This window comes from Blautia sp. NSJ-175 (genome assembly GCF_022867815.1).
GTDB lineage: Bacteria > Bacillota > Clostridia > Lachnospirales > Lachnospiraceae > Blautia > Blautia celeris.
Window position 1 is genome coordinate 333,025 of the sequence record NZ_JALIFQ010000002.1, and the last position, 21,922, is coordinate 354,946.

The window sequence follows — 21,922 nt, forward strand, 5'->3', positions numbered from 1 at the left end:
TTATCTGCCTGTGAATAACCACTCCTTTTCTATATTACTATTATAGCAAATCGTCGTTGCAATGAATAGTATATTAATAAACTTTAAGAAAACTTTGTCGATATTTCCCAAATATCCTGTTCAATATCTGGCAGTAATTTTTATAAATCTTCGTAAGAAACCAGAAAAAAACAGGGATGCTATCTTGACTTTTTCTTTTGGGTAGTATAAAATTAGAGGGTCGTAAGGAAATATCATAAATATTATGTTTCTGTAGCTCAGCTGGATAGAGCGACCGCCTCCTAAGAGAAAGCCGAGGCATTCCCCAAAGGGAAAAAATGAAAAACAACTTTCAGTTCGAATCTATTCTGAAAAATGCTAATGGTGACAACAAAGCATTCCCCAAATGGGGGAACGTTCTAATGTTACCAAATCAAAAAAATCTGTAGATTGACAACTCGAAAAAGAGTTGATAATCTTATATATGGCCGAAGGGAAAAATCCTAGAAACCCAGTAAAATCAAGGGTTTGCGGCATGTGTCGTCATAGCTCAGCTGGATAGAGCACTCGCCTCCTAAGCGAGGGGTCGGAGGTTCAAATCCTCTTGGCGACGGGCTTCAAAGCGTTCGAAAATGTTAGCTGGATTAGCTGACAACGAACGCTTTTGTTATTTTCAAATCACGTTCGTGACACAAAATTCCATTCAAAATGATCAATTTCCAGCTAACGCAATCCGATTTTTGTTAGCTGACAGCTAATCAAAATTACCGGTTTGCAAACATGGGTTTTAAGAAGTCCAGCTAACATTTGGGTTCCGCTCCGTTGTCACCCCTTATTCGGGGATGTAAATCAGAGAAAAGGCGGGAAAAGAAACAATCTCTCCCAAACCTGCAAACATAAATTAGCTGAAACAGTATTCAATTCTATTAGCTACAGCTAATGGTCAAACAGCAATGTCTGTTTGGAACTTTACTATCTATAAAAGTTCCAGGCAGGCATTTTTTATTTCCTGAATCCTGGAGGAAAGGAGTCAAGATGACTGAGCCAAACAGACAATCAGGAGAAAACGAAGAAAAAATCATAGAAATTGAGATTGAGCGTCTTCGTCCGTTCAAAGAGCACCCGTTTCAGGTAAAAGATGATAAGGAAATGTTTCTTTTGCAGGAAAGCATTGAGAAGTATGGAATTTTAAATCCGCTAATCGTCAGACCAGTACCGGATGGATACTATGAGATCATATCCGGTCACAGAAGAAAACATGCTGCGGAGAAACTGGGATACCGTAAAGTACCGGTGATCATCCGAGTATTAAGTGAAGATGATTCCATCTTGAGCATGGTAGATTCCAATCTTCACAGAGAACGGATCAGCTACAGTGAAAAAGCTTTTGCTTACAAACTGAAGAATGACGTATTAAAAAGAAAAAGTGGTCGAAAAAAGAGCCAAGTTGACCACAAAACACCAAGAAAGCGGGCAATAGAAATCATCAGTGAAGATTGTGGTGATAGCCCAAAACAAGTGCAGCGTTATATCTCACTGACAAAACTGATACCGGAAATGTTGCAGAAACTGGATGATGAGATCATTTCTTTTTGTCCGGCTGTAGAGATAGCTGCATTAAGCGAAAAAGAACAAAGAGAACTGCTTGTAGCAATGGAGTATGCACAGGCAATCCCATCACTCTCACAGGCCCAGAGGATCCGGCAACTGAGTAAAGAAAAACAGTTGTCACTGGAAAAGATGGAAGAAATCATGTGTGAGGTTAAAAAGGGTGAAATCACAAGAGTGGCTTTCACAAACGAACAGCTACATAAGTATTTTCCAAATTCTTATACACCGGCAATGATGAAGCGGGAAATACTGGCACTGTTGAAATTATGGAAAAAAGAATCATGGGAAAGTTAAAGGAGGAAGAAATCATGTGTAAAGTTATATCCGTAGTAAACCAGAAAGGCGGCGTTGGAAAGACCACCACAACCGTAAATGTAGGCATTGGACTGGCAAGAGAAGGTAAGAAAGTGTTGCTGATCGACGCGGATCCACAGGGAAGTTTAACAGCAAGTCTTGGATATGAGGAACCAGATGATCTTCGCATCACACTGGCAACGATCATGATGGATGTCATTAACGAAGAAGAAATCTCTCTGGAAGATGGTATCTTACATCACCAGGAAAATGTAGATCTACTTCCGGCAAATATTGAGCTTTCTGCCCTGGAAGTAACGATGGGAAATGTTATGAGCAGAGAAATGATCATGAAGGAATATATCGATGCGATAAGAGGCCGATACGATTATATCCTGATCGACTGTATGCCAAGTCTTGGTATGATGACAATCAATGCACTGGTCTCTTCTGATTCTGTTTTGATACCTGTACAGGCCGCATATCTGCCTGTTAAAGGACTTCAGCAGCTGATCAAGACCATTCTTACAGTAAAGAAAAGACTGAACCGGAAACTGGCGATTGAGGGTATTCTCCTGACTATGGTAGATTTCAGAACCAATTACGCAAGGGACATTGCATCAAGAGTACATACAACATACGGAAGTCAGATCGAGGTATTTGAAAATGTAATTCCGATGTCTGTAAAAGCTGCTGAGACCAGTGCAGAGGGAAAAAGCATCTATATGCACTGTCCAAAAGGAAAGGTTGCAGAGGCATATAAGAACTTAACACAGGAGGTTTTGAAGAATGAAAAATAGAAGTGGCGAAAAGATTAAACTGGCAAGTATTGATGAACTGCTTGGTGTGGTAAATGAAGAATCTGCAATGGAGATAGAAATCAGTAAGATCCATCCGTTTAAAAATCATCCGTTCAAGGTGCTGGATGATGAAAAGATGCAGGATCTGGTTGAAAGTGTAAAGATCAATGGAATACTGACACCGGTACTGCTTCGCATGGATGAAAATGAAGAATATGAAATGGTATCCGGTCACAGAAGAATGCATGCAGCACAGCTTGCAGGACTGACGACAATTCCGGCAATCGTAAGAGAATTATCAGATGATGATGCCATTGTGGCTATGGTGGACGCTAATATTCAGCGAGAGGAACTGTTACCAAGTGAGAAAGCTTTTGCTTACAAGATGAAACTTGATGCAATGAAAAGGCAGGGAATCAGAACAGATTTAACTTTGTCTCAAAATGAGACGAAGTTGAGATCAGATGAAGTCTTGAGCAAGCAAGTTGGGGAAAGTAGAGCTCAGGTTCAAAGATTTGTACGATTAACAGAACTTATTCCGGAACTTCTTGATCTGGTAGATAACAAGAAGCTTCAGTTTACGGTTGCTGTCAATATCTCCTACATCGATAAGGAAGTACAGGGATGGATCTACGAATATATCAGCGACACCGGATTCATCAAACCAAAACAGATTGCAGCACTCAGAAATCAGCTGAATGATGGACCAATCAATCAGATTCAGATGTTATCGATTTTCAATAACTGTGTGATGGCAAAGAAAGTATCCCGGTCTCTTACTTTCTCAGAAAAGAAACTGACAAAGTATTTTCCGGATGATTATACAGCCAAAGATATGGAACAGGTAATTGAATCATTATTAGAAAAATGGATGCAGGAACAGTCCTGTTAAGGATAGAAAAAGCTAAGAAAACAAAGTCAAAGAAGTTTAAAAAGAGGACTTCTTAGCAGAAAACGAAAGGAGGAAATTATGGAGAAAAAAATGACATTTAATTATTTTTACGGTACCGAAGCTGATCAGTTCAGCTTCTACCGCATACCAAAAGCATTATTTACAGACAGCTATTTTAAAGATTTATCAAGCGATGCTAAAATTTTATATGGACTGATGTTGGATCGAATGTCTCTTTCCATCAAAAATCAGTGGTTTGACGACAAAAACAGAGCATATATCTACTTTTCCATCGAAGATATCATGGAATTACTGAACTGTGGCAGAAATAAAGCCATCAAATCCATGAGAGAGCTGGATGACGAAACAGGAATTGGTCTGATTGAGAAACGCAGGCAGGGATTTGGAAAGGTGAATGTTATCTACGTAAAAACCTTTATGCCTGAGAAAACAGATGAGAAAAAATTTGGAGAGGAATTAGAGAAGTTTAAAAAACAAACTTCTGTGGAAAATGAAGAGCCTGCAGAAGTTTACAATTTAAACTTCATGAAGTCCCAAAATCAAACTTCTAGAAGTCCCGAAAACAAACTTCAAGAAGTTTACATTTCAAACCCTAATAATACTAATCTTAGTGATACTGAAATGAATGATAATAAATCTAATCCTATCATATCTGTGGATGAGAAAAGATTTGATAGCGATAACCGCTCTGAGGATTATCAGGCTTATGAAAACCTTGTCAAAGAGACCATTGATTATGAATCACTGGAAGTAACCCATCATGACGATATGCGACAGGTAGATGAAATCGTGAACCTGATCGTAGAAACTGTGATGTGTAAAAATGACAAGATATTGATTGCCAGCAACTGGTATCCGGCATCACTGGTGAAGAAAAAATTTCTGATGCTGACCTATTCACATATCGAGTATGTCTTACACTGTATGCGTGGTAACACCACCAAAGTGAAGAACATCAAGAAATATTTATTAGCATCCCTGTTTAATGCACCGTCTACGATGAACGGGTATTATCAGGCAGAGGTGAACCATGATATGCCAGGACTGGTAAGATAGGAGGTGCACATGTTTATTTTAAAACTTGCTGGGAAAATATTATTACTGCCGGTATGGCTGATCCTTTTTGTGATCGGACTGGCAGTAAAGATGACAGTACAGACTTATGCGGTTGTCAGAGGGATCCTTGGGTTTATATTCACTTTGTTGATTATAGCGACTGCATACTGTTACCATGACTGGGTACAGGTTGCATTTCTGTTTTCGCTGAGTGTAATTCTGTATCTGATCCTTTTTGCAGGAGTGTTCGTAGATACTGTACTGGACATGACAAGAGAACGCATTATTGATTTTATTATATCGTGAGGAGGATATGAAAATGAGCGAAAACAATGATTATATTCAGTTACCACCACTTAAAAAAGACACACCGTCCGATGTGGTAGCATTTATGTGGGAGTACATAAAAGTACCGGAGGATTCAAGAGAAAAAGTTAAGAATCTGCTTAAAGATGCAAATGAAAATGGCGTAAAATTAAGTCATCAGGCACCAACACTGTATGATGTTGTCCCAAAAGAAGAAATTACTGAATTTGAAGAGCTTATGCGCAAAACCATAGCTGACATTGTATCAGAAGCCAGTAGCATTGCCTGTTGGGTGTATGTGCAGAAATATGTGAAACAGAAAACTCTTGACGAAATGCTACAAGAATTGCCAGGAGCAGGCCAGTTTATCATTGTCATGGATACCTGGTTCGAAAGACTGATGGCGGAATAATGGATGCTATGATAGAATAAAGAAAACGATTTGAAGTGCAAATCGGGATTTGTAGATGCAAGATAACCAAGAGTATTTAATTGACAAGCTATGAATCATTTGCTATCATTGAACGGTATATTAATAAGACAGTTCGTTTGTACCATCCTGTCTCTAAATAAAACCAGGGCTATTATTTTTATAATTTATAATTGGAATTTTTTAGAAAAATAATCTATTAAGGCACGGGTACAGATGGATCCGTGTTTTTTTATGCAATATTAGCAAATGGAGAAAAGGTTTATGTATATTTTAAAAACGGAGGCAAGTTTTGACTCAGCACATTTTCTTGCAGGATACGATGGAAAATGCAGCAATCTTCATGGACATAGATGGAAGATTATTCTTGAAGTTCAAGCTGAGGAACTAAAGGACGACATTCAGCATAAGGGGATGTACGTGGATTTTGGAGAATTGAAAAAAGATTTAAGAGACCTTGCAGACTCAATGGATCACGCATTAATTATAGAAAAGAATTCATTGAAGGAAACTACACTTGAAGCTTTAAAAAGCGAGAATTTCAGAATTATTGAACTTGATTTTCGTCCAACAGCGGAGAATATGGCAAAGTATTTTTATGAAAAAATAAAAAAACTTGGATATAACATGAAAGCTGTAACGGTATATGAAACTCCTGTCAATAGTGCAACTTATATGGAATAATTATAAATAATTTTCTAATCTGAAAGGAGTTGTATATGAGTAAATATGAAGTGGTTGAAAAATTTGTAAGTATCAATGGTGAAGGAACTAAAGCCGGACAACTTGCGGTTTTTATACGTTTTAAAGGCTGTAATCTTAAGTGTAAATATTGCGATACCAAATGGGCCAATGAGCAAGATACACTTTATCAACCCATGACGGAAGAAGAAATACTTGATTATGTTTTATCAACGGGAGTGAAAAATGTCACTCTTACCGGTGGTGAACCATTATTAAGAGACGATATTGAAAAAGTTATAACAGCTCTTGCAGAAAACAATCTGAATGTAGAAATAGAGACTAACGGTAGCATTTTTCTTGACAAAATCCGTAAGCTTCATAAAGAAAATGTAACTTTTACAATGGATTATAAGCTTTCCTGTAGTGGAATGGAACAGTCCATGAATCTAGGAAATTTTGATATTTTAAATAGCAATGATACTGTCAAATTTGTAGTAGGAAGCCGAGAGGATCTTATAAAGACAAAGCAGATTATGGAAAAATATAATCTGTATGGAAAATGTAATCTTTATATAAGTCCGGTATTTGGAATGATAGAACCAGAGGAAATAGTTGATTTTATGAAAGAGAATGTAATGAATGATGTTAATATGCAGATTCAGTTACATAAAATAATATGGTCACCAGATAAAAAAGGAGTCTAACATGGAAAAGCATAAGAAAATAGATACTAAAGCAATCGAATATCATATAGCTGGTATTCTTAAAGCTCTGGGTGATAACCCTGAACGAGAGGGATTAATAGACACACCTAAAAGAGTTGCAAAAATGTACGAAGAAGTTTTTGAGGGAATGAATTATACAAATGAAGAAATTGCAGATATGTTTAACAAAACATTTGCACTTGATAGACTGGAAGAAGAGTTCGAAAACGTGGAATGTAAAAGTCAAAATGGAAATTCTGATATGGTAGTGGTAAAAGACATAGATATTTTCAGTTATTGTGAGCATCATCTTGCACTTATGTATGATATGAAGGTAACGGTTGCCTATATTCCAAAGGGAAGAGTGATAGGTCTTAGTAAGATAGCAAGAATAGCAGATATGGTATCGAAAAGATTACAACTTCAGGAAAGAATAGGAAGTGATATTGCAGATATTATGCAGATGGTTACAGGAGCAGAAGATATAGCAGTACTTATTGAAGGATGTCACAGCTGCATGACTGCAAGAGGAATTAAAAAAACTAACACAAAAACATATACACAAACATTAAGAGGGAGATTTAACAATGAAAGCAATGGTTTTGTTCAGTGGTGGAATAGATAGTACAACATGCCTTGGTATGGCAGTAGAAAAATATGGTCCAGAAAATGTTATTGCATTATCAATAGCATATGGTCAGAAACATACAAAAGAGATAGAAGCATCAGATAAAATTGTAAAATACTATAATGTAGAACATATTTATCTTGACCTTGCAAAAATTTTTCAATATAGCGATTGTTCCCTATTATCACATTCTGATAAGGAAATACCTAAAGAATCATATAATGACCAGATTAAGAGTACAAATGGTTCACCTGTTTCAACATATGTTCCATTTAGAAATGGATTATTCTTATCAAGTGCTGCCAGTATAGCACTTTCAAAAGGCTGCAGTGAGATATATTATGGAGCACATGCAGATGATGCAGCTGGAAGTGCATATCCTGATTGTAGCAGCGATTTTAATAATGCAATAAATGAAGCGATATATCTTGGAAGTGGAAAACAGATTAAGGTTGTAGCACCATTTATCAATGCAACTAAAGATCAGGTTGTTAAAAAGGGACTTGAGATAAATGTGCCATATAAATACACATGGAGTTGTTATGAAGGTGGAGAAAAACCTTGTGGCAAATGTGGAACATGTATAGACAGAGCTAAAGCGTTTGAGTTAAACGGAATTAAAGATCCGGCAATGGAATAAAAAGGAGAAGAATTATGACAGGAAGAAGCAAAGAAGAGACAGCAGACATAACATTATTAGGTAATCAGAAAACACAGTATCCATGCGATTATGCACCGGAGATGTTAGAGACTTTTGAGAATAAACATCAGGGAAATGATTATTTTGTAAAATTTAATTGCCCTGAATTTACAAGTTTGTGTCCCATAACAGGTCAACCGGATTTTGCCACTGTTACAATATCATATGTACCCAACATTAAAATGGTGGAAAGTAAATCATTAAAACTATACTTATTTAGTTTCAGAAATCACGGTGATTTTCATGAAGATTGTATGAACATAATTATGAAAGATTTGATAAAACTTATGGATCCAAAATACATTGAGGTATGGGGAAAATTTACTCCGAGAGGTGGAATATCAATAGACCCTTACTGTAATTATGGAAAGCCTGGAACAAAATGGGAAGAAATCGCATTTAATAGAATGGCAAATCATGATATGTATCCGGAAAAGGTTGATAATAGATAAGAATAATAGGGAAAATAGTGATATAATGAACCTATCAAAATAAAAATTGAGATAGGAGGATTACATAATGGAACAGGTAGTAAAATTTTAAAAGGAAGCAGAAACATATTATTTGGCAACAGTAGAAGGAGATCAGCCAAGAGTTAGACCTTTTGGAACAGCCCATATTTTTGAAGGTAAATTGTATATTCAGACAGGTAAAACCAAGGATGTTTCAAAGCAGATTCACGCAAACCCAAAGGTAGAAATCTGTGCATTTAAGGATGGAGAGTGGCTCCGTGTGGCTGGAGAACTTGTAGAAGATGACAGAAGAGAAGCAAGACAGTCTATGCTTGATGCATACCCATCTTTACAGAATATGTACTCAGCAGATGATGGTAATACAGAAGTATTCTATTTCAAAAATGCCACAGCTACATTTAGTTCATTTACACATGAACCACAGGAAGTTAAATTCTAATAACAAAGGATTAGTGCTGGAGGTATTATTGTGAAACTTAAGTTAGTAAAAGCAACAAATAAATATCGTAATCAAATTGTAGATATGTTAGATGAGTGGAATAATTCTGGTGAAGAAATTATTCCATATGTAATTGGTCGTTTAGATTACAGTGATTTTGATTACTATTGTAACAATCTGGAAGTAAGAGACACAAGTGAGGGATTAGTTCCTGATTCTACATTTTTTTGCTTAGATGAAGAACGAAACATTGTTGTAGGTGCTGTAAACATTAGACATTATTTAAACGAAGCATTGTTATTAAATGGTGGACACATAGGAGATGGTGTTCGCCCATCAGAGAGAAGAAAAGGGATTGCAACAAAAATGATATCGTTGGCTTTGAAAGAATGTAGAAAGCTAGGAATAAATAAAGTTCTGATGGTTTGTGATAAAGGAAATATTGGTTCGGCTAAAAGCATTGAAAACAATGGAGGAATACTAGAAAACGAAGTCGTGGTTGATGGTGTTGTGGAACAAAGATACTGGATTGATTTGGATAAGGTTCGAAGTGTAGAATGATTGACAAAGAGAATGGAATCTGTAGGAGGGAGTATCATATGATAGGTTTAATAGTAGCTCGTTCAAAAAATAATTGTATTGGGAAAAATGGAAAAATCCCATGGAAAATTAAGGGCGAGCAAAAACAGTTCAAGGAACTTACAACAGGAAATGTTGTGGTAATGGGACGGAATTCATATGATGAAATCGGTCATCCACTCCCAAATAGAGAAACTATAGTTATTTCAAAAAGTAAAAAATATGTTGGAAGAAATATTCATACAGCATCTAGTGTAAAAGAGGCTATCGAGTTAGCGAAAGGAAAGGATGTATATATAGCCGGTGGTTATGGAGTATATAAAGAAGCTATACCATTAGTGGATGTAATGTACATTACTGAAATTAATATAAATATAGAGCAAGGGGATGTTTTTTTCCCAGAATTTGATGAGAATGATTTTGATATAACAATTGAAGAAATGTCTGAGGACAATGAACAGTTTACAAGAAAGATTTATAGACGAAAAGTAGCAGTAAAAAATCGTAATTTTAAGGAGCAAAGATATGAATACTATTGTACAGCTGTTTCCTCTTGAATGTAGCGATAGAGAACAGTTTATTTTGGATAATCAGGAAGCCTTTAATTATGGTGCGATGGAAGAATTTGGACTTAGAGATGACCACTTTGAGGAAGAGGATCAAATCATATCACGGGATACGATTGAGCAGTCCATTGACGGCGGAGAAGCCTACCGTATCGTACTGGACGGTCAAAAAGTCGGCGGCATAGTGATCAAAGTTGACGGCGAAAAAGGTGACCTTGATCTTCTTTTTGTTTCTCCGGCTGTCCATAGCAAAGGTATCGGATATGCTGCTTGGTGTGCTGTTGAAAAACTGTACCCGGAAGTGAAGGTGTGGGAAACGGTCACTCCGTATTTTGAGCAGCGCAACATTCATTTTTATGTCAATCGCTGCGGCTTCCACATTGTAGAGTTTTTTAATAAATATCACCAAGATCCGAATGATCCGGAAATGTGCTCCGAAGAACTGGACGAGCAGTTCCCGGACGGAATATTCCAGTTTGAAAAGGTCATTCGGTAAATTCAAGTTTACAGAACTGAATCAAAAGAGCTCGAAGGAGCTCTTTTTCCTTTTTTATAATAGTATCTGGGACTGTTGTTCCGTTGATAAGATTTTCAAGTTGTTGTGCGACTTCGGCTTGTTTGTTTGGATACAGACGACTATAAGTATTTAAGGTTTGAAAGAATTGTAGAGCAGATGAAACAGGCACAGGGGATCACGGAACAGTTAAAGGCAGAAAATCAGATGGAATGGGTAGCGAGAATGAACAATATGTAATCGTGTGCAAGGGAGATTGTGGATACAGAGATGGTTTATCAATAATGGAAATAAAATGAAGGAGAAAAGGCGGCAGTTTAGAAAGGCTGTTGCCTTTTAGGAATTGTTGTTTATTTGTTGTTTTTTATAAGATATACTATAAAGAAAAGATAGCATTATAGCCAGAGGTGGAATTTATGAACTATAAAATTTTAATGGTTGATGATGATAGAGAATTGCTAAAAATGTTGAATCAATACTTTACATTGAAGAATTATACAGTGATTATTGCAGAAAATGGCATAGAAGCAATGGAAAAGATAAGTGTAAATCCCGATATTATTTTATTGGATGTAAATATGCCGGGAATGGACGGAATTGAAGTGTGCAGAAGAATCAGAGATATGGTTTCCTGTCCGATTATTTTTTTGACTGCAAAAGTAGAAGAACAGGATCGAGTAATGGGATTGTTGTCTGGTGGCGATGATTATGTTTTAAAACCATTCAGTTTGAAAGAATTAGATGCCAGAATTATTGCCCATTTGAAACGTGAGGAACGTTTACATAGAAAAACAGAACAACGGTTTTATGGGGAATTAGTAATTGACTATGCCAGTAAATGCGTACATATTAAAGGAAATGCTTTAGGGCTTACTAAATTAGAATATGAGATTATAGAACTTTTATCCATGAACCCTGAAATGGTGTTTGATAAGGAACGTATTTATGAAAAGATTAGTGGATACGATGCAGAAGGAGATAGCCGAGTGGTGACAGAGTTAATTCGTAGAATTCGTAAAAAAATCAATCAATATACGGAGCATGAATATATTGAAACGATATGGGGGATGGGATATAAATGGACAAAATAAGAAATCTTTCGTTGAGAAAAACTATAGTTTTGTATATGATTGTTAGTTTGATAGTTAGTTTTTATCTTTCAGCATTGATTATGCGAATGGCAGCCACTATACAAGATGACATTTGGTGGAAATATGTAGATCAAGAAAAGTATTTTGAAATGGCAGAAGGTGAAGGTAGAAAGTATTTGACAGATGTTCCGAGACCGAATTCTTATGAAATGAAAAAATTTGATTATCATGTATCAGAGATATGCGATTTCCTTCAGACGTTTACAGTACTTATCGTGTCTGTGGTAGGCAATATCATAGCAGTGTTTCTTTTTTATAAGCATAAATTGAAAAATCCCATTGAAGAATTAGAACTGGCATCACAACAAGTTGGTCGAAATAATTTGGATTTTCATATTACCTATGAAAATAAAGATGAAATGGGAAGATTGTGCAGAGAATTTGAACGGATGAAGGAGCAGCTTGCAGAAAATAACCATCAATTATGGAAAATGATTGAGGAAGAAAAGGCTTTGCGAACAGCGATTGCACATGATATACGTTCTCCACTATCTGTGCTGGAGGGGTATCAGGAAATGCTTTCAGAATATCTCCCTAAGAAAGAGATAAATATGGAGCAAGCCCTAGATATGGTAAATGAAAGCAAAAAACAGATTGAACGTATGGATATATTTGTGGAAACAATGCGAAAGATGAGCAGTTTAGATGCAAGGGAGTTGGTGGCAGAAAAAATTACAAGTAAGCAGTTAGAAACAGACATACGTGCAGAGATGAATGTGTTTGAGAAAAAATTTGGAAAGCAATACGATTTAGAATGTTCGGAAACAGCAGAAAAATTTTCGGGAGATAAGGAAGTGATTTTAGAGGTTATAGAAAATCTTTTGTCAAATGCCTTTCGTTATGCCAAAACAAAAGTGGAAATGGAAGTTCTCCTTACTTATTCTGAATTACAAATCAGAGTAAAGGATGATGGAGTGGGATTTACAGTAGACAAACAAAAGGCAACAGAGCTTTTTTATCAGCAAAATGTGAAAGATAGTTTGAAACATTCAGGAATGGGTATGTATATCAGCAGATTGTATTGTGAAAAGCATGGCGGACAGTTACTTATAGAAAACGAAAAACAGAGTGGAGCTGTAATAACAGCAGTATTTCATCGGATTGCATAAGCAGTCCGATTTTTTTATACTGTTGTCTTTTTGTTGTGATTTATATTTTATGATGTCTATAACAAGGAAAGGAGACAAACGTATGATTGCTATTTTTAAAAGAGAGATTAAGAATTATCTAAAGCGACCGTTATTTTGGGTAGGTATTCTGCTTGTGATTTATGGTGTGTTTAATACGACAAGTCCATATTTAATGACACACTATTTAGGGCAAGGAGAGAAAATTGTCAATGATTATCCTGATACAGTTCGCTTAGGAGATGTTTATGAAGGATATATTCCTGCGAATCCTGAAAAACATCGAGAAATATGGAGTGGACAGATAAAACAAGCACTAATTGATGAATTAGAAATGTCTGATTTAGAGGCACAATCCGTAATGAGCGAACTTGTTGATATGGAGTTAGAAGAAGCATTCGTATATCTGGAGGAAAAATATGATTGGTATAGTGCAAGATATATGTACGAAGATAGTGCCTATTACAAAGGAACATCAGAAGAAATCAACGCATATCTGAACGAAAAAATGAAAAATAAGACGTTTTCTTTTTATTACTCAAGAAAATTTGCTGATTTTGCAGGGTTGTTTATGTGTTTTTTTGCAACAATTATGTTAGCGGTTCTGTTTTTACAGGATACGAAAAAGCATACTTATGAATTGCTTCACACGAAACCGATCACTGCCGGAAAGTATGTATTGGGAAAAGTAAGCGCAGGATTTGCAATTTGTTTGATTGCTCTGACTATTATAAATCTATTATTTTGGGCATTGTGTGTTATTTATACAAAAGACAGTGGGTTTGAAGTGCGGTTCTGGGATTTTATAGTTTCTACTGTACTTTATATACTTCCCAATATGCTGATGATTGTAAGTGTATATACATTGATTTCACTCCTATTTAAAAATCCACTTCCGGGAGTGCCACTTCTGATTCTTTACATGGTATATTCCAATATGGGCGGAAGAAATGCGGAAGGAGTTTATGGATATTGGGGAAGACCTTTTGCGATTATGGTTCGATTCCCTGATCAGCTTTTCGATACGACACCGCCACCAATGGCATTTTTAAATCAGAGTCTACTTATTTTAGCATCTGTAGTGATTATTCTGATTTCAATACAGATTTGGAAGAGGAGGCGGATGTAAATGAAGAAGGAAATGAAGATTGTTCTGCCGTTTTATAAGATTGCTTATGCAGTATCTTTTGTTGTGATTTTAAGCTTGATACGTGGGGTTGTATTCACAAATGAAATAGGACTTTCCATTGAGGCACCTTTTGCTATATTGACTGCTGTTTTTTGTGCGGACACTTATGTGCAGGAAATTACAAGCAAGAGATCAGAAATCCATAGGCTGTATCCAATAAGAAAGAGAATTTGCTCCATCATGCAGCGAATAATGATACAGGAAGTTTTTTTATTACTGCTTGCTGTTTTAGGTTACGGATTGTTTTTTGTGTTTCAAAAACCGGTCACACATCCGGCAACAGAAAGTGAAATACTTCAGTTTATTGCCTATTTTTTAGCGATTGTAGTAACCATTTTCTTTTGGGGAATATTGGTCAATACATTGTCTATGCTTTTTCGCAATATGTGGATGGGGATTGGAAGCTGTCTTCTGATATGGGTAGCAACAAATTCCACGGGAGGAGATAAACTTTTTGGGGCATGGAATCTGTTTTCCTATGCTTTCAGAGATATAGAAAATACTGCTGATGTTACATGGCTGCAAGGGAAAGCTTTGTGTATTGGTATTGGATTGATTTTATTGGTAGTATTGCCGAAAATAGTTAGAAAGAGAGGGTAAGTTTATGAGTATTCATATTGAGGATTTAACAGTAAGATTTAAAAATGGTGTGACAGCAATCAATCATGCGAATTTAAATATACCGAATGGAATTTTTGGATTATTGGGAGAAAATGGAGCAGGAAAGACAACTTTGATGAGGGTTTTAACTACTGTACTTAAACCTACAAGTGGAACGGTCACATTGGACAGGATTTTATATAGTGAAGGAAACTATGAAAAAATCCAGAGAAAAATAGGGTATCTGCCACAGGAAATTGATCTTTACCCGAATTTGACTGTTCAGGAGTGTTTAGAGTATATGGGTGATTTGGCAGGTGTTCCAAAAGCAGAATGCAAGAAACGAATAGAATATTATTTGAAAAAGACCAGTCTTGCAGAACACCGGAAAAAGAAAATGAAACAGTTGTCAGGCGGGATGAAACGACGGGTAGGATTAGTGCAGGCGCTTTTAAATGAACCGGAATTTTTGATTGTGGATGAGCCGACTACCGGTTTAGATCCAGAGGAACGTATTCGCATCCGCAATTTGTTAGTAGATTTTTCTGAAAACAGAACGGTTTTGTTTTCAACTCATGTGGTGGAAGATTTGGCTGCTACCTGTAACCAACTTGCAATTATGCACAAAGGTAGTTTCTTATATGCGGGTTCTATGAAGAATTTGACAGAAGAAGCACAGGGGAAAATCTGGATTTGCAAAGTACCTGATGAGAGAAAAGCAAGAGAAGTGGAACAGAAGTATCGTATTACATCAAAACAGTATGTTGAGGGGGGATTGCAGTTAAGAGTGATTTCTGAAATACAGCCAGAATTGGAGTGTATGTCAATTCCTGCAACGTTGGAAGATGCTTATATTTATGTGACGAATCAATACGAGTAGATAAAGCACCATCTGATGCTTTACTACCAGTTGCACGTTGTTCGCTTTGAATATTTGTGGAGAAAAAGTATGTATTATTTTGGCTTTCTATAAAACCTATAAACCAGCCATTTATATCCTGCCCGTTCACTCGTCCGGTTCCGGTTTTTCCATAAATTCTCCATTTTCAGAGGCGGTAAGATGGATGGAATTTTTGACGGCATGAATATTAGCAGGAGTAAAGTTGAAGTTGTTTCGATATAAATTTTTCAAAAGTTCAACTTGTTCTACTGGTGAAATCTTTAAGGATGACTGCATCCAGTAGGAAGAGAAATCTCCGGATATATTTTCATTGCCATATCCTATTTGCTGAAGGTATGAATTTATAGTGGAAGCTCCGAGCTGCTTGTCGATTGATTCAAAATACCAGTTTGTATATATATTTTAAAAGGTATATGATTAAGAAAAACGGCAGGAGGTATCTGAATGAAAGCACATAAATATTGGTCTATCAGTGCACTGATTACAATGCTTGGAACTTTTTATACAGGTTATAAGGGATCAAAAGAAGGCCATAAGTACTTTGCAGCAAGTACTTTGCTTTGCATGATTATGGCTATTTATACAGGACACAAGATGATTTCTGGTAAAAGTAGGAAGAAAAAAGAAGTTTCAGTAGAGAGTGTTGAAGATTAAAAAACAAAATATTTTAATAAATAACGCCGGTGCGGGATTTTTGATATCCAGTACTGGCGTTATTTATTCTACAGGGGCTTGGGGGTGTAGCCACCAAATATACTATTCGTTTTCTGCTTCAGCAAGTTTGTTAAGAATCCACTCCCGATTGATAACAATATCCTCATCATCTCGGAGATCTTTGAAATCAGTGCAGTGTGAAGAAGCAAATTCATACATATCGTCAATGTCAACTGCACCAGTGGTCTCACCCTTATTAATGATTACAAGAATATTTGTTCCGTCATCGTCGACAGCAAAGCGCAGTTCATCAAATTCTTCATCAGGATTATTTTCGAGAAGAGAATCTGTCGCAAGTAATTTAACAAGTTCCATTATCCTGTCATCTTTACCTGCATCAAAAATCTGTATCTTTTCAACGAGCTGATTTGGTGACGTTACGATTCGGGATAAATATTTTTCAGTACGAAAATCAAACAAAGCATTTTCACCATAAAACATTTCATATGTCTTTTCTACTTCTGATTCAGAAACCAGATAAATCATGATAAGATCTTCCATCTAGTGATAGAGTGTAGGATAGTTTAAACGAAAGGTCTCTCCACAGCTCGGGCAAGTATAAAGGAAAATAGATTTATTAAGTACCTTCTCTTTCATTTCAGGATCCAGTGCAGTATTAATACTGTCCCAGAGCTCAAAATCCCCCTCATGATGGCAGGAAGGACAAGTTACTTTTTCAATATGATGTCTTGACATAAATGTTCCTCCTTTCAGTGAGATAAATCTATAGTTTTCTTATTGTAGAATGCGCTTATCCTTTATTATTTTGCCAGGAAATTACTCTGAATCTCCATCGGCATATGATAAGCCTGGCCTCGTTTTGTCAGGCTGTATAGTTTAAAGCTCATGAGTTCCGGAGTTGCATTCAGAGAACTGCAGAGTCCGAAGTAATCCAGGTCTTCGTTCTGAACCATATCTTCGATCTCCTCATCATCAATCAGAAGATCGGCAGCAAACAGATTGGCCTGGTATTCTGTATTATCCGTCATATTGTAGAGTGTATCATCTTGCATCGGAGCCATTTTCAGCTGGGAACGATGCAGGATGATATGCCCTAATTCATGGGCGGCAACGATCATCTTTTCTTCTTCTGAAAGGAAACTGCTGATCATGACATAGATCGTCTTGCAGCTCATAAAACAATATCCTTTCAGTGTCTTATATCTGGAAGTTTCCCCGACAACAATGTTCATCTGATCCATGATCTCAAAGGGATCCCTGGTGCCATATTTCTTGATTAATTTCTTTGTTTCTGTATATATGTAAGTGTTTCTCAAATAAATCACCTCAAAAGTAAAAAATAAAAAGGGCAGAAATATCCTTGTAACTATAAGGTAACAGATTAGGTGTACAATAATCCCGCCTTCTATTATTTTTCCTCTTGGTTTTTCAGATATTTTTTCGGTGTAAATTTCTTTGCACGTCTTTTGGAATCCAGATAAAGGCTCTGGATCTCATCCATAAAAGCTATTTTATCTTCGTCTGTCAGTGATCCACCAGCAAACATAGCTGCAGCCTGTTCCAGGATCTGCTGAGCCTGTTTGGCACCACGGTTACCAAACTGTTCGGATGCTTCTGTGATAAAAGCTTCATCCTCACTCATGAGATAAGAAACGTCACACTGTAATGCATCTGCCAGTTTCTGATACAGAACATTTTGTTTTGGAAAACGTCCTTCTACTTCCCAGGATCGAATGGTCCTATATGAAACACCAACCATACTGGCCAGTTCCTGCTGACTCATCTTTTTTTCTTTTCTTAATGATCTTACTTTTTCACCGAATGTCATAAACATACCTCTTTCTAAGCCTTGTCTTATAAGTTTCATTAGCCGCCTCAAGGCAAAACGGGAAATGTGTCTCCTGAAAATTAAAAATTAATCTTGACAAAGGGAAATATCTCTCCTATAATGTGAATTACAGATAAGGGAAACATCTTTCCTATAAGATACACAATATTTCCTCTTTTGTCAATGGATATGTGAAATGAATTTCCTGTAATTCAATGAAAACAGGAAGGATAGACAATCATTGATAGTCAAAATGGGATACATGTTACAAAAAGAGGAAAGACGTATGGGAGGTGGCAATGTGAGTCAGGATCAGACTTCTATTATCTGTATTGATCTGAAGTCCTTTTATGCTTCTGTAGAATGCGTAGAACGTGGGCTGAATCCATTTAAAACAAACCTGGTGGTTGCAGATCCTACCAGATCAAAGTCAACAATCTGCCTGGCAATCACTCCGGCCATGAAGGCGCTTGGCATCAAGAACCGGTGCCGGATCCATGAGATACCGGATTGTGTGAAGTACATTACAGCCATGCCGAGGATGCAGCTGTACATGGATTATTCCGCAAAAATCTATGGAATCTATCTGCGGTATGTCTCAAAAGAAGATATCCATGTGTACAGTGTCGATGAATGTTTTATTGATGTGACAAACTATCTGCAGCTTTATCATCTCACTGCAAAAGAAATGGCGGTAAAGCTTATGCAGGCAGTCATGGAGGAAACTGGCATCACTGCAACTGCAGGTGTGGGAACCAATCTGTATCTTGCTAAGATCGCAATGGATATCGTAGCAAAGCATGTGGATGACCATATTGGAATCCTGAATGAATTCTCTTACAGAGAGCAGCTATGGGATCATAAACCATTAAGTGACTTCTGGAGGATTGGATCCCGGACTGAAAAGAAACTGGCTGGTTACGGGATCCATACGATGGGCGATATCGCAATGGCTTCTTTAAGATCCGAAGACTGGCTGTATAAGATGTTTGGGATTGATGCAGAGCTGTTGATCGATCATGCATGGGGTTATGAAACATGCCGGATGAGTGACATCAAGAACTATCATTCGGAAGAGCACAGCCTATCGAATGGCCAGGTGCTGATGCGAAATTATTCTTTTGACGAAGCACTTGTGATCGTAAGGGAAATGACAGACAATCTGGTCCTGGATCTGTTTGAAAAAGGACTGGTAACAAACTCTCTCACCTTATGGATCGCCTATGACCACAGGTATGAGCATGAGGCATCCAAAGGAACCGTAAAACTCGAAAGAGAAAGTAACAGTTCCAAAAAGATCATAGATGCAGTGGAAGATTTATATCGCAGGATTGCAGACAAATATACCGGAATCCGAAGAATCGAGGTGTGTGCGAACAGGGTTGCTCCTGAAAATTATGTGCAGTACAGCCTGTTTGATGATCCCAAACAGACCGATAAGGAACGGCATTTACAGGAAGCAGTATTGAATGTAAAGCAGCGTTATGGAAAGAATGCGATCATGCGTGGATCCAATCTGCTGGAGTGTTCTACTTATAGAGAACGCAACGAGCAAATAGGTGGTCACCGTGCTTAGAGGAGGTGCAAAAAGTGCTGGCAAGTGCATATCAACCGTATTTATATTTACCAAGACCGGTTTCCAGGAGACATCCCATGGATGTAGGACGCAGGGCAAAACAGTTTGCTCCATTTGCGGCACTTCGTGGATTGGATGAAACAATCCGGCAACAGGAAATCATTTATGAACCGAAAAGAGATTTATCTGAGGAAAAGAAAAATGAGCTGGATATGAAATTAAGAATCCTGGCATATGGAATGAAGATACAGGCAACTTATTTTCAAAAGTCATGGAAGAATCCATTAATTGGTCAGTACCATACATTATCTGGAACCGTAGAATTTTTTGATCCATCAGTCCACTTACGGATTGATGATACCGAGATCCAGATCCAGGACATCTGTGATCTGACTGGTGATGTATTTGAAACTATTGAAATATCATGTTAATGAATCACAGCGGAATTTTTTATACCGGAAAGAGTGAGTGGTAGCTGGTGAAAGGATAAAAAAGGATGCACAGATCGACAAAGCAGATCTGATCAGAATAGAAATCGTGCTGTTCGTGTAGCTTTGGCACTTACGGAATGGATGGCATGATGCTCATAAGGCGGATTTGATTTCCCTTTGGTCCGTTGAGTAATAAATGGAGAATATCTTATTGCTTAAAGGAGGAAGCCTATATGGGATCAGGTGCTATTAAATGGCATGTACACTGCTCTGTATGTGGAGCATTTATTGAAAAGAGCGCACAAAGCGATTCAGAAGTGGAGTGCAAAAAATGTCGCAGCACATTGGAGATATTTGTAAAGGATGATATGGTGTCGGTTCGTCCGATTCACATCCGAGATGAACAATTAAAGTCCAGGATGCGGACGTATTCCCGAAAGATGATGAATCAGGGATCATAACAGAATAGAATGAGCTGTCTGTAGTAAGCGTTGGATTTGGCCGGAACCATCAAGAACGCACCAGACAGCAAGAGTTTGTCAAGGAGCTGAACCTGACTGGAATCACTAAGAGCCCGGCAAAACATTTACGGATACACTGCAAGATCAGAAGTATTTTCTGGTTTTGGAGATTGTTGAAGTATTTGTTTTGTCGGGCTTTTTTGACGTATTTCGAAAAATTTTTAAATTTTTTTGTCGTACACCACTGTAAAACAGGCTCTCAGCGTTTCGTTATATAGAGGTTGAATTCTTTTTTGCAAAAATAATTGTAAATAGAGATTTTGATAATATGACACAAAGGAGGAAGCAAAGATGACTGAAATCGAATACCAGGAATTTGTAAGGCGTTGTCCTTACGATGCTATGGGCGATTATTCCATGTTTCGCAAACAGCAAACAGAGAATAAATCAGAGTGCATTCAGTGCAAATCCCAAAATGAGCAGTAATCTAACATACTAATTATGTAAGCAGATTATGCGTTATCAAGGAGTCGCGGACTCCCGTTCAAAAAAAACGGGTGAGTTCGTGACCTCTTGCGCTGCAGTTCTTTATGTCTGTGCAGAAATTTCATAAAAGATGGAAAGAACCACCCGGAGCCGAAAGGCAGAAAGGTGGTCATTATGTTGACATTAAAAGAACTGAAGAAAATCGTGAAGGTTGCTGATATGGAGAAAAGAATCCCAAGCGTGAAATCCTTGAAAGAACACAAAGTTGTAGTAAAAGAAATGATCAATGCAGATACAACGATCTCTGTTTATGATCACGGATATGTGCTTTATACAGCGGGAAATCAATCAACCGTATTTCCGCTTCATAGTTGTGATGACTATGAATATGTGAGTGTAACTGGCGATAACAAGGAATTCAATAAAGAGTTCTTTGATAATGAAAACTGGTATATCCGTCTGCTGATGGAGGCTGAAGACCGTATGGCATACAGCCAGAGCAAAATCAGCACCAATCATGGTGTATTTTCTAACAGCGATGTTACAGATGATGCGGAGATTATGAGAGGATCTTCAAAAGATTTTGTTGACGATGTTATCGACAGAGAAATTCTGAATGCGCTGATCAAGGAATTGACAGAGAGGCAAAAGACGGTACTCAATCTGATTTATTTCGAAGAAATGCGCCAGCAGGATGTCGCAGATTATCTGGGAATCAAACAGCAGAGTGTAAATGACCTCCTGAACAGGGCATTAAAAACGATGAAAAAAAAGGCTGAAAACGAAGAATTTTAAAAAAATTGAATTAGACCACTGTAAAA

General features: G+C 37.2%; 27 protein-coding genes, 1 tRNA gene and 4 pseudogenes. 27 read left to right on the plus strand and 5 right to left on the minus strand.

What is annotated here, in order from left to right; genetic code table 11:
- The first annotated feature begins 518 nt into the window (after positions 1–518).
- From MUB35_RS04915 to MUB35_RS05020, 22 genes and pseudogenes are all read left to right on the plus strand, one after another.
- Positions 519–592, plus strand: a tRNA-Arg gene (locus tag MUB35_RS04915).
- A gap of 326 nt (positions 593–918) precedes the next feature.
- Positions 919–1,884 (plus strand): ParB/RepB/Spo0J family partition protein, encoded by a 966-nt coding sequence (locus MUB35_RS04920; protein WP_118031503.1) that lies wholly within the window; start codon positions 919–921, stop codon positions 1,882–1,884.
- Positions 1,885–1,898: 14 nt separating this feature from the next.
- A complete protein-coding gene (locus tag MUB35_RS04925) occupies positions 1,899–2,684 on the plus strand; it encodes a ParA family protein (RefSeq protein WP_005334870.1) in 786 nt (261 codons plus the stop codon).
- Positions 2,674–3,576, plus strand: coding sequence for a ParB/RepB/Spo0J family partition protein (locus MUB35_RS04930; protein WP_118031502.1), 903 nt, complete (start codon positions 2,674–2,676; stop codon positions 3,574–3,576). The genes MUB35_RS04925 and MUB35_RS04930 overlap by 11 nt, the downstream gene beginning before the upstream one ends.
- A 78-nt stretch (positions 3,577–3,654) precedes the next feature.
- On the plus strand, positions 3,655–4,653 hold the full coding sequence (locus MUB35_RS04935; RefSeq protein WP_117947869.1) for a DUF6017 domain-containing protein: 999 nt from the start codon (positions 3,655–3,657) through the stop codon (positions 4,651–4,653).
- A 9-nt stretch (positions 4,654–4,662) separates the two neighbouring features.
- Positions 4,663–4,959, plus strand: coding sequence for a hypothetical protein (locus tag MUB35_RS04940; protein ID WP_005334864.1), 297 nt, complete (start codon positions 4,663–4,665; stop codon positions 4,957–4,959).
- A gap of 7 nt (positions 4,960–4,966) precedes the next feature.
- A complete protein-coding gene (locus MUB35_RS04945; protein ID WP_005334861.1) occupies positions 4,967–5,371 on the plus strand; it encodes a hypothetical protein in 405 nt (134 codons plus the stop codon).
- 282 nt (positions 5,372–5,653) lie between these two features.
- Positions 5,654–6,073, plus strand: coding sequence for a 6-carboxytetrahydropterin synthase QueD (queD, locus tag MUB35_RS04950; protein WP_117529282.1), 420 nt, complete (start codon positions 5,654–5,656; stop codon positions 6,071–6,073).
- Between the two features lie 35 nt (positions 6,074–6,108).
- Positions 6,109–6,777, plus strand: coding sequence for a putative 7-carboxy-7-deazaguanine synthase QueE (gene queE / locus MUB35_RS04955; RefSeq protein WP_117836026.1), 669 nt, complete (start codon positions 6,109–6,111; stop codon positions 6,775–6,777).
- A 1-nt stretch (position 6,778) separates the two neighbouring features.
- Complete coding sequence (gene folE, locus MUB35_RS04960) at positions 6,779–7,402, plus strand: GTP cyclohydrolase I (RefSeq protein WP_117836027.1); 624 nt, start codon at positions 6,779–6,781, stop codon at positions 7,400–7,402.
- Complete coding sequence (gene queC / locus MUB35_RS04965) at positions 7,365–8,045, plus strand: 7-cyano-7-deazaguanine synthase QueC (RefSeq protein ID WP_117528508.1); 681 nt, start codon at positions 7,365–7,367, stop codon at positions 8,043–8,045. Before folE ends, queC begins: the two co-directional genes overlap by 38 nt.
- A gap of 14 nt (positions 8,046–8,059) precedes the next feature.
- A complete protein-coding gene (gene queF / locus MUB35_RS04970) occupies positions 8,060–8,557 on the plus strand; it encodes a preQ(1) synthase (protein WP_055214233.1) in 498 nt (165 codons plus the stop codon).
- Between the two features lie 67 nt (positions 8,558–8,624).
- Positions 8,625–9,017 (plus strand): annotated as a pseudogene (locus MUB35_RS04975) (pyridoxamine 5'-phosphate oxidase family protein).
- Between the two features lie 30 nt (positions 9,018–9,047).
- On the plus strand, positions 9,048–9,578 hold the full coding sequence (locus tag MUB35_RS04980; RefSeq protein WP_117528507.1) for a GNAT family N-acetyltransferase: 531 nt from the start codon (positions 9,048–9,050) through the stop codon (positions 9,576–9,578).
- Between the two features lie 38 nt (positions 9,579–9,616).
- Positions 9,617–10,153 carry a dihydrofolate reductase gene (locus MUB35_RS04985; RefSeq protein WP_117528506.1) on the plus strand — a complete coding sequence of 179 codons (537 nt, stop codon included), beginning with the start codon at positions 9,617–9,619 and terminating at the stop codon, positions 10,151–10,153.
- Positions 10,122–10,658 (plus strand): GNAT family N-acetyltransferase, encoded by a 537-nt coding sequence (locus MUB35_RS04990; RefSeq protein WP_117528505.1) that lies wholly within the window; start codon positions 10,122–10,124, stop codon positions 10,656–10,658. Before MUB35_RS04985 ends, MUB35_RS04990 begins: the two co-directional genes overlap by 32 nt.
- 150 nt (positions 10,659–10,808) lie before the next feature.
- Positions 10,809–10,916 (plus strand): annotated as a pseudogene (locus MUB35_RS04995) (TnpV protein); the annotation flags it as partial.
- Between the two features lie 176 nt (positions 10,917–11,092).
- The gene (locus MUB35_RS05000; protein ID WP_005334858.1) at positions 11,093–11,767 is read left to right on the plus strand and encodes a response regulator transcription factor; all 675 of its coding nucleotides are present in this window, start codon (positions 11,093–11,095) and stop codon (positions 11,765–11,767) included.
- Entirely contained in the window at positions 11,755–12,936 is a 1,182-nt protein-coding gene (locus MUB35_RS05005) for a HAMP domain-containing sensor histidine kinase (protein ID WP_005334857.1), read from the plus strand. The genes MUB35_RS05000 and MUB35_RS05005 overlap by 13 nt, the downstream gene beginning before the upstream one ends.
- An 82-nt stretch (positions 12,937–13,018) precedes the next feature.
- Positions 13,019–14,083, plus strand: a complete 1,065-nt coding sequence (locus MUB35_RS05010) for an ABC transporter permease (RefSeq protein WP_040015615.1) — start codon at positions 13,019–13,021, stop codon at positions 14,081–14,083.
- Complete coding sequence (locus MUB35_RS05015; RefSeq protein WP_005334852.1) at positions 14,084–14,743, plus strand: hypothetical protein; 660 nt, start codon at positions 14,084–14,086, stop codon at positions 14,741–14,743. It begins immediately after the preceding gene.
- Positions 14,744–14,747: 4 nt separating this feature from the next.
- Positions 14,748–15,623 (plus strand): ABC transporter ATP-binding protein, encoded by an 876-nt coding sequence (locus MUB35_RS05020; protein WP_005334851.1) that lies wholly within the window; start codon positions 14,748–14,750, stop codon positions 15,621–15,623.
- 73 nt (positions 15,624–15,696) lie between these two features.
- Here MUB35_RS05020 and MUB35_RS31005 read toward each other — a convergent pair.
- Together MUB35_RS31005 and MUB35_RS30790 are read right to left on the minus strand one after the other, a co-directional pair.
- Positions 15,697–15,753, minus strand: a pseudogene (locus tag MUB35_RS31005) (hypothetical protein); the annotation flags it as partial.
- Positions 15,750–16,043, minus strand: coding sequence for a penicillin-binding transpeptidase domain-containing protein (locus MUB35_RS30790; RefSeq protein ID WP_081019506.1), 294 nt, complete (start codon positions 16,041–16,043; stop codon positions 15,750–15,752). The gene MUB35_RS30790 and the pseudogene MUB35_RS31005, both read right to left, overlap by 4 nt.
- 45 nt (positions 16,044–16,088) lie before the next feature.
- On the opposite strand from MUB35_RS30790, the gene MUB35_RS05030 reads away from it, so the two are divergent.
- Positions 16,089–16,298 carry a DUF6219 family protein gene (locus tag MUB35_RS05030; RefSeq protein WP_005334849.1) on the plus strand — a complete coding sequence of 70 codons (210 nt, stop codon included), beginning with the start codon at positions 16,089–16,091 and terminating at the stop codon, positions 16,296–16,298.
- Positions 16,299–16,400: 102 nt separating this feature from the next.
- Here the strand turns inward: MUB35_RS05030 and MUB35_RS05035 are convergent.
- The 3 genes and pseudogenes from MUB35_RS05035 to MUB35_RS05045 form a co-directional block, all read right to left on the minus strand.
- Positions 16,401–17,054: pseudogene (locus MUB35_RS05035) on the minus strand (CpXC domain-containing protein).
- A 65-nt stretch (positions 17,055–17,119) separates the two neighbouring features.
- On the minus strand, positions 17,120–17,635 hold the full coding sequence (locus tag MUB35_RS05040) for an ImmA/IrrE family metallo-endopeptidase (protein ID WP_225876977.1): 516 nt from the start codon (positions 17,633–17,635) through the stop codon (positions 17,120–17,122).
- Positions 17,636–17,727: 92 nt separating this feature from the next.
- The gene (locus MUB35_RS05045; protein ID WP_005334845.1) at positions 17,728–18,186 is read right to left on the minus strand and encodes a helix-turn-helix domain-containing protein; all 459 of its coding nucleotides are present in this window, start codon (positions 18,184–18,186) and stop codon (positions 17,728–17,730) included.
- A gap of 247 nt (positions 18,187–18,433) precedes the next feature.
- On the opposite strand from MUB35_RS05045, the gene MUB35_RS05050 reads away from it, so the two are divergent.
- From MUB35_RS05050 to MUB35_RS05060, 4 genes are all read left to right on the plus strand, one after another.
- The gene (locus tag MUB35_RS05050) at positions 18,434–19,723 is read left to right on the plus strand and encodes a Y-family DNA polymerase (RefSeq protein ID WP_330634183.1); all 1,290 of its coding nucleotides are present in this window, start codon (positions 18,434–18,436) and stop codon (positions 19,721–19,723) included.
- Positions 19,724–19,800: 77 nt separating this feature from the next.
- Complete coding sequence (locus MUB35_RS05055; RefSeq protein WP_003864619.1) at positions 19,801–20,154, plus strand: hypothetical protein; 354 nt, start codon at positions 19,801–19,803, stop codon at positions 20,152–20,154.
- A gap of 812 nt (positions 20,155–20,966) precedes the next feature.
- On the plus strand, positions 20,967–21,101 hold the full coding sequence (locus MUB35_RS30455; RefSeq protein ID WP_255785577.1) for a hypothetical protein: 135 nt from the start codon (positions 20,967–20,969) through the stop codon (positions 21,099–21,101).
- A 174-nt stretch (positions 21,102–21,275) separates the two neighbouring features.
- Positions 21,276–21,896, plus strand: coding sequence for a sigma-70 family RNA polymerase sigma factor (locus tag MUB35_RS05060; RefSeq protein ID WP_117528502.1), 621 nt, complete (start codon positions 21,276–21,278; stop codon positions 21,894–21,896).
- The last annotated feature ends 26 nt before the right edge of the window (positions 21,897–21,922 follow it).

Bases quoted from the DNA above. Each gene is read 5' to 3' on its own strand.
- MUB35_RS04920 (WP_118031503.1), top strand. From the start codon at position 919: ATGGTCAAACAGCAATGTCTGTTTGGAACTTTACTATCTATAAAAGTT.
- MUB35_RS04925 (WP_005334870.1), top strand. From the start codon at position 1,899: ATGTGTAAAGTTATATCCGTAGTAAACCAGAAAGGCGGCGTTGGAAAG.
- MUB35_RS04930 (WP_118031502.1), top strand. From the start codon at position 2,674: ATGAAAAATAGAAGTGGCGAAAAGATTAAACTGGCAAGTATTGATGAA.
- MUB35_RS04935 (WP_117947869.1), top strand. From the start codon at position 3,655: ATGGAGAAAAAAATGACATTTAATTATTTTTACGGTACCGAAGCTGAT.
- MUB35_RS04940 (WP_005334864.1), top strand. From the start codon at position 4,663: ATGTTTATTTTAAAACTTGCTGGGAAAATATTATTACTGCCGGTATGG.
- MUB35_RS04945 (WP_005334861.1), top strand. From the start codon at position 4,967: ATGAAAATGAGCGAAAACAATGATTATATTCAGTTACCACCACTTAAA.
- queD (WP_117529282.1), top strand. From the start codon at position 5,654: ATGTATATTTTAAAAACGGAGGCAAGTTTTGACTCAGCACATTTTCTT.
- queE (WP_117836026.1), top strand. From the start codon at position 6,109: ATGAGTAAATATGAAGTGGTTGAAAAATTTGTAAGTATCAATGGTGAA.
- folE (WP_117836027.1), top strand. From the start codon at position 6,779: ATGGAAAAGCATAAGAAAATAGATACTAAAGCAATCGAATATCATATA.
- queC (WP_117528508.1), top strand. From the start codon at position 7,365: ATGAAAGCAATGGTTTTGTTCAGTGGTGGAATAGATAGTACAACATGC.
- queF (WP_055214233.1), top strand. From the start codon at position 8,060: ATGACAGGAAGAAGCAAAGAAGAGACAGCAGACATAACATTATTAGGT.
- MUB35_RS04985 (WP_117528506.1), top strand. From the start codon at position 9,617: ATGATAGGTTTAATAGTAGCTCGTTCAAAAAATAATTGTATTGGGAAA.
- MUB35_RS04990 (WP_117528505.1), top strand. From the start codon at position 10,122: ATGAATACTATTGTACAGCTGTTTCCTCTTGAATGTAGCGATAGAGAA.
- MUB35_RS05000 (WP_005334858.1), top strand. From the start codon at position 11,093: ATGAACTATAAAATTTTAATGGTTGATGATGATAGAGAATTGCTAAAA.
- MUB35_RS05005 (WP_005334857.1), top strand. From the start codon at position 11,755: ATGGACAAAATAAGAAATCTTTCGTTGAGAAAAACTATAGTTTTGTAT.
- MUB35_RS05010 (WP_040015615.1), top strand. From the start codon at position 13,019: ATGATTGCTATTTTTAAAAGAGAGATTAAGAATTATCTAAAGCGACCG.
- MUB35_RS05015 (WP_005334852.1), top strand. From the start codon at position 14,084: ATGAAGAAGGAAATGAAGATTGTTCTGCCGTTTTATAAGATTGCTTAT.
- MUB35_RS05020 (WP_005334851.1), top strand. From the start codon at position 14,748: ATGAGTATTCATATTGAGGATTTAACAGTAAGATTTAAAAATGGTGTG.
- MUB35_RS05030 (WP_005334849.1), top strand. From the start codon at position 16,089: ATGAAAGCACATAAATATTGGTCTATCAGTGCACTGATTACAATGCTT.
- MUB35_RS05045 (WP_005334845.1), bottom strand. From the start codon at position 18,186: ATGAAACTTATAAGACAAGGCTTAGAAAGAGGTATGTTTATGACATTC.
- MUB35_RS05050 (WP_330634183.1), top strand. From the start codon at position 18,434: ATGGGAGGTGGCAATGTGAGTCAGGATCAGACTTCTATTATCTGTATT.
- MUB35_RS05055 (WP_003864619.1), top strand. From the start codon at position 19,801: ATGGATGTAGGACGCAGGGCAAAACAGTTTGCTCCATTTGCGGCACTT.
- MUB35_RS30455 (WP_255785577.1), top strand. From the start codon at position 20,967: ATGACTGAAATCGAATACCAGGAATTTGTAAGGCGTTGTCCTTACGAT.
- MUB35_RS05060 (WP_117528502.1), top strand. From the start codon at position 21,276: ATGTTGACATTAAAAGAACTGAAGAAAATCGTGAAGGTTGCTGATATG.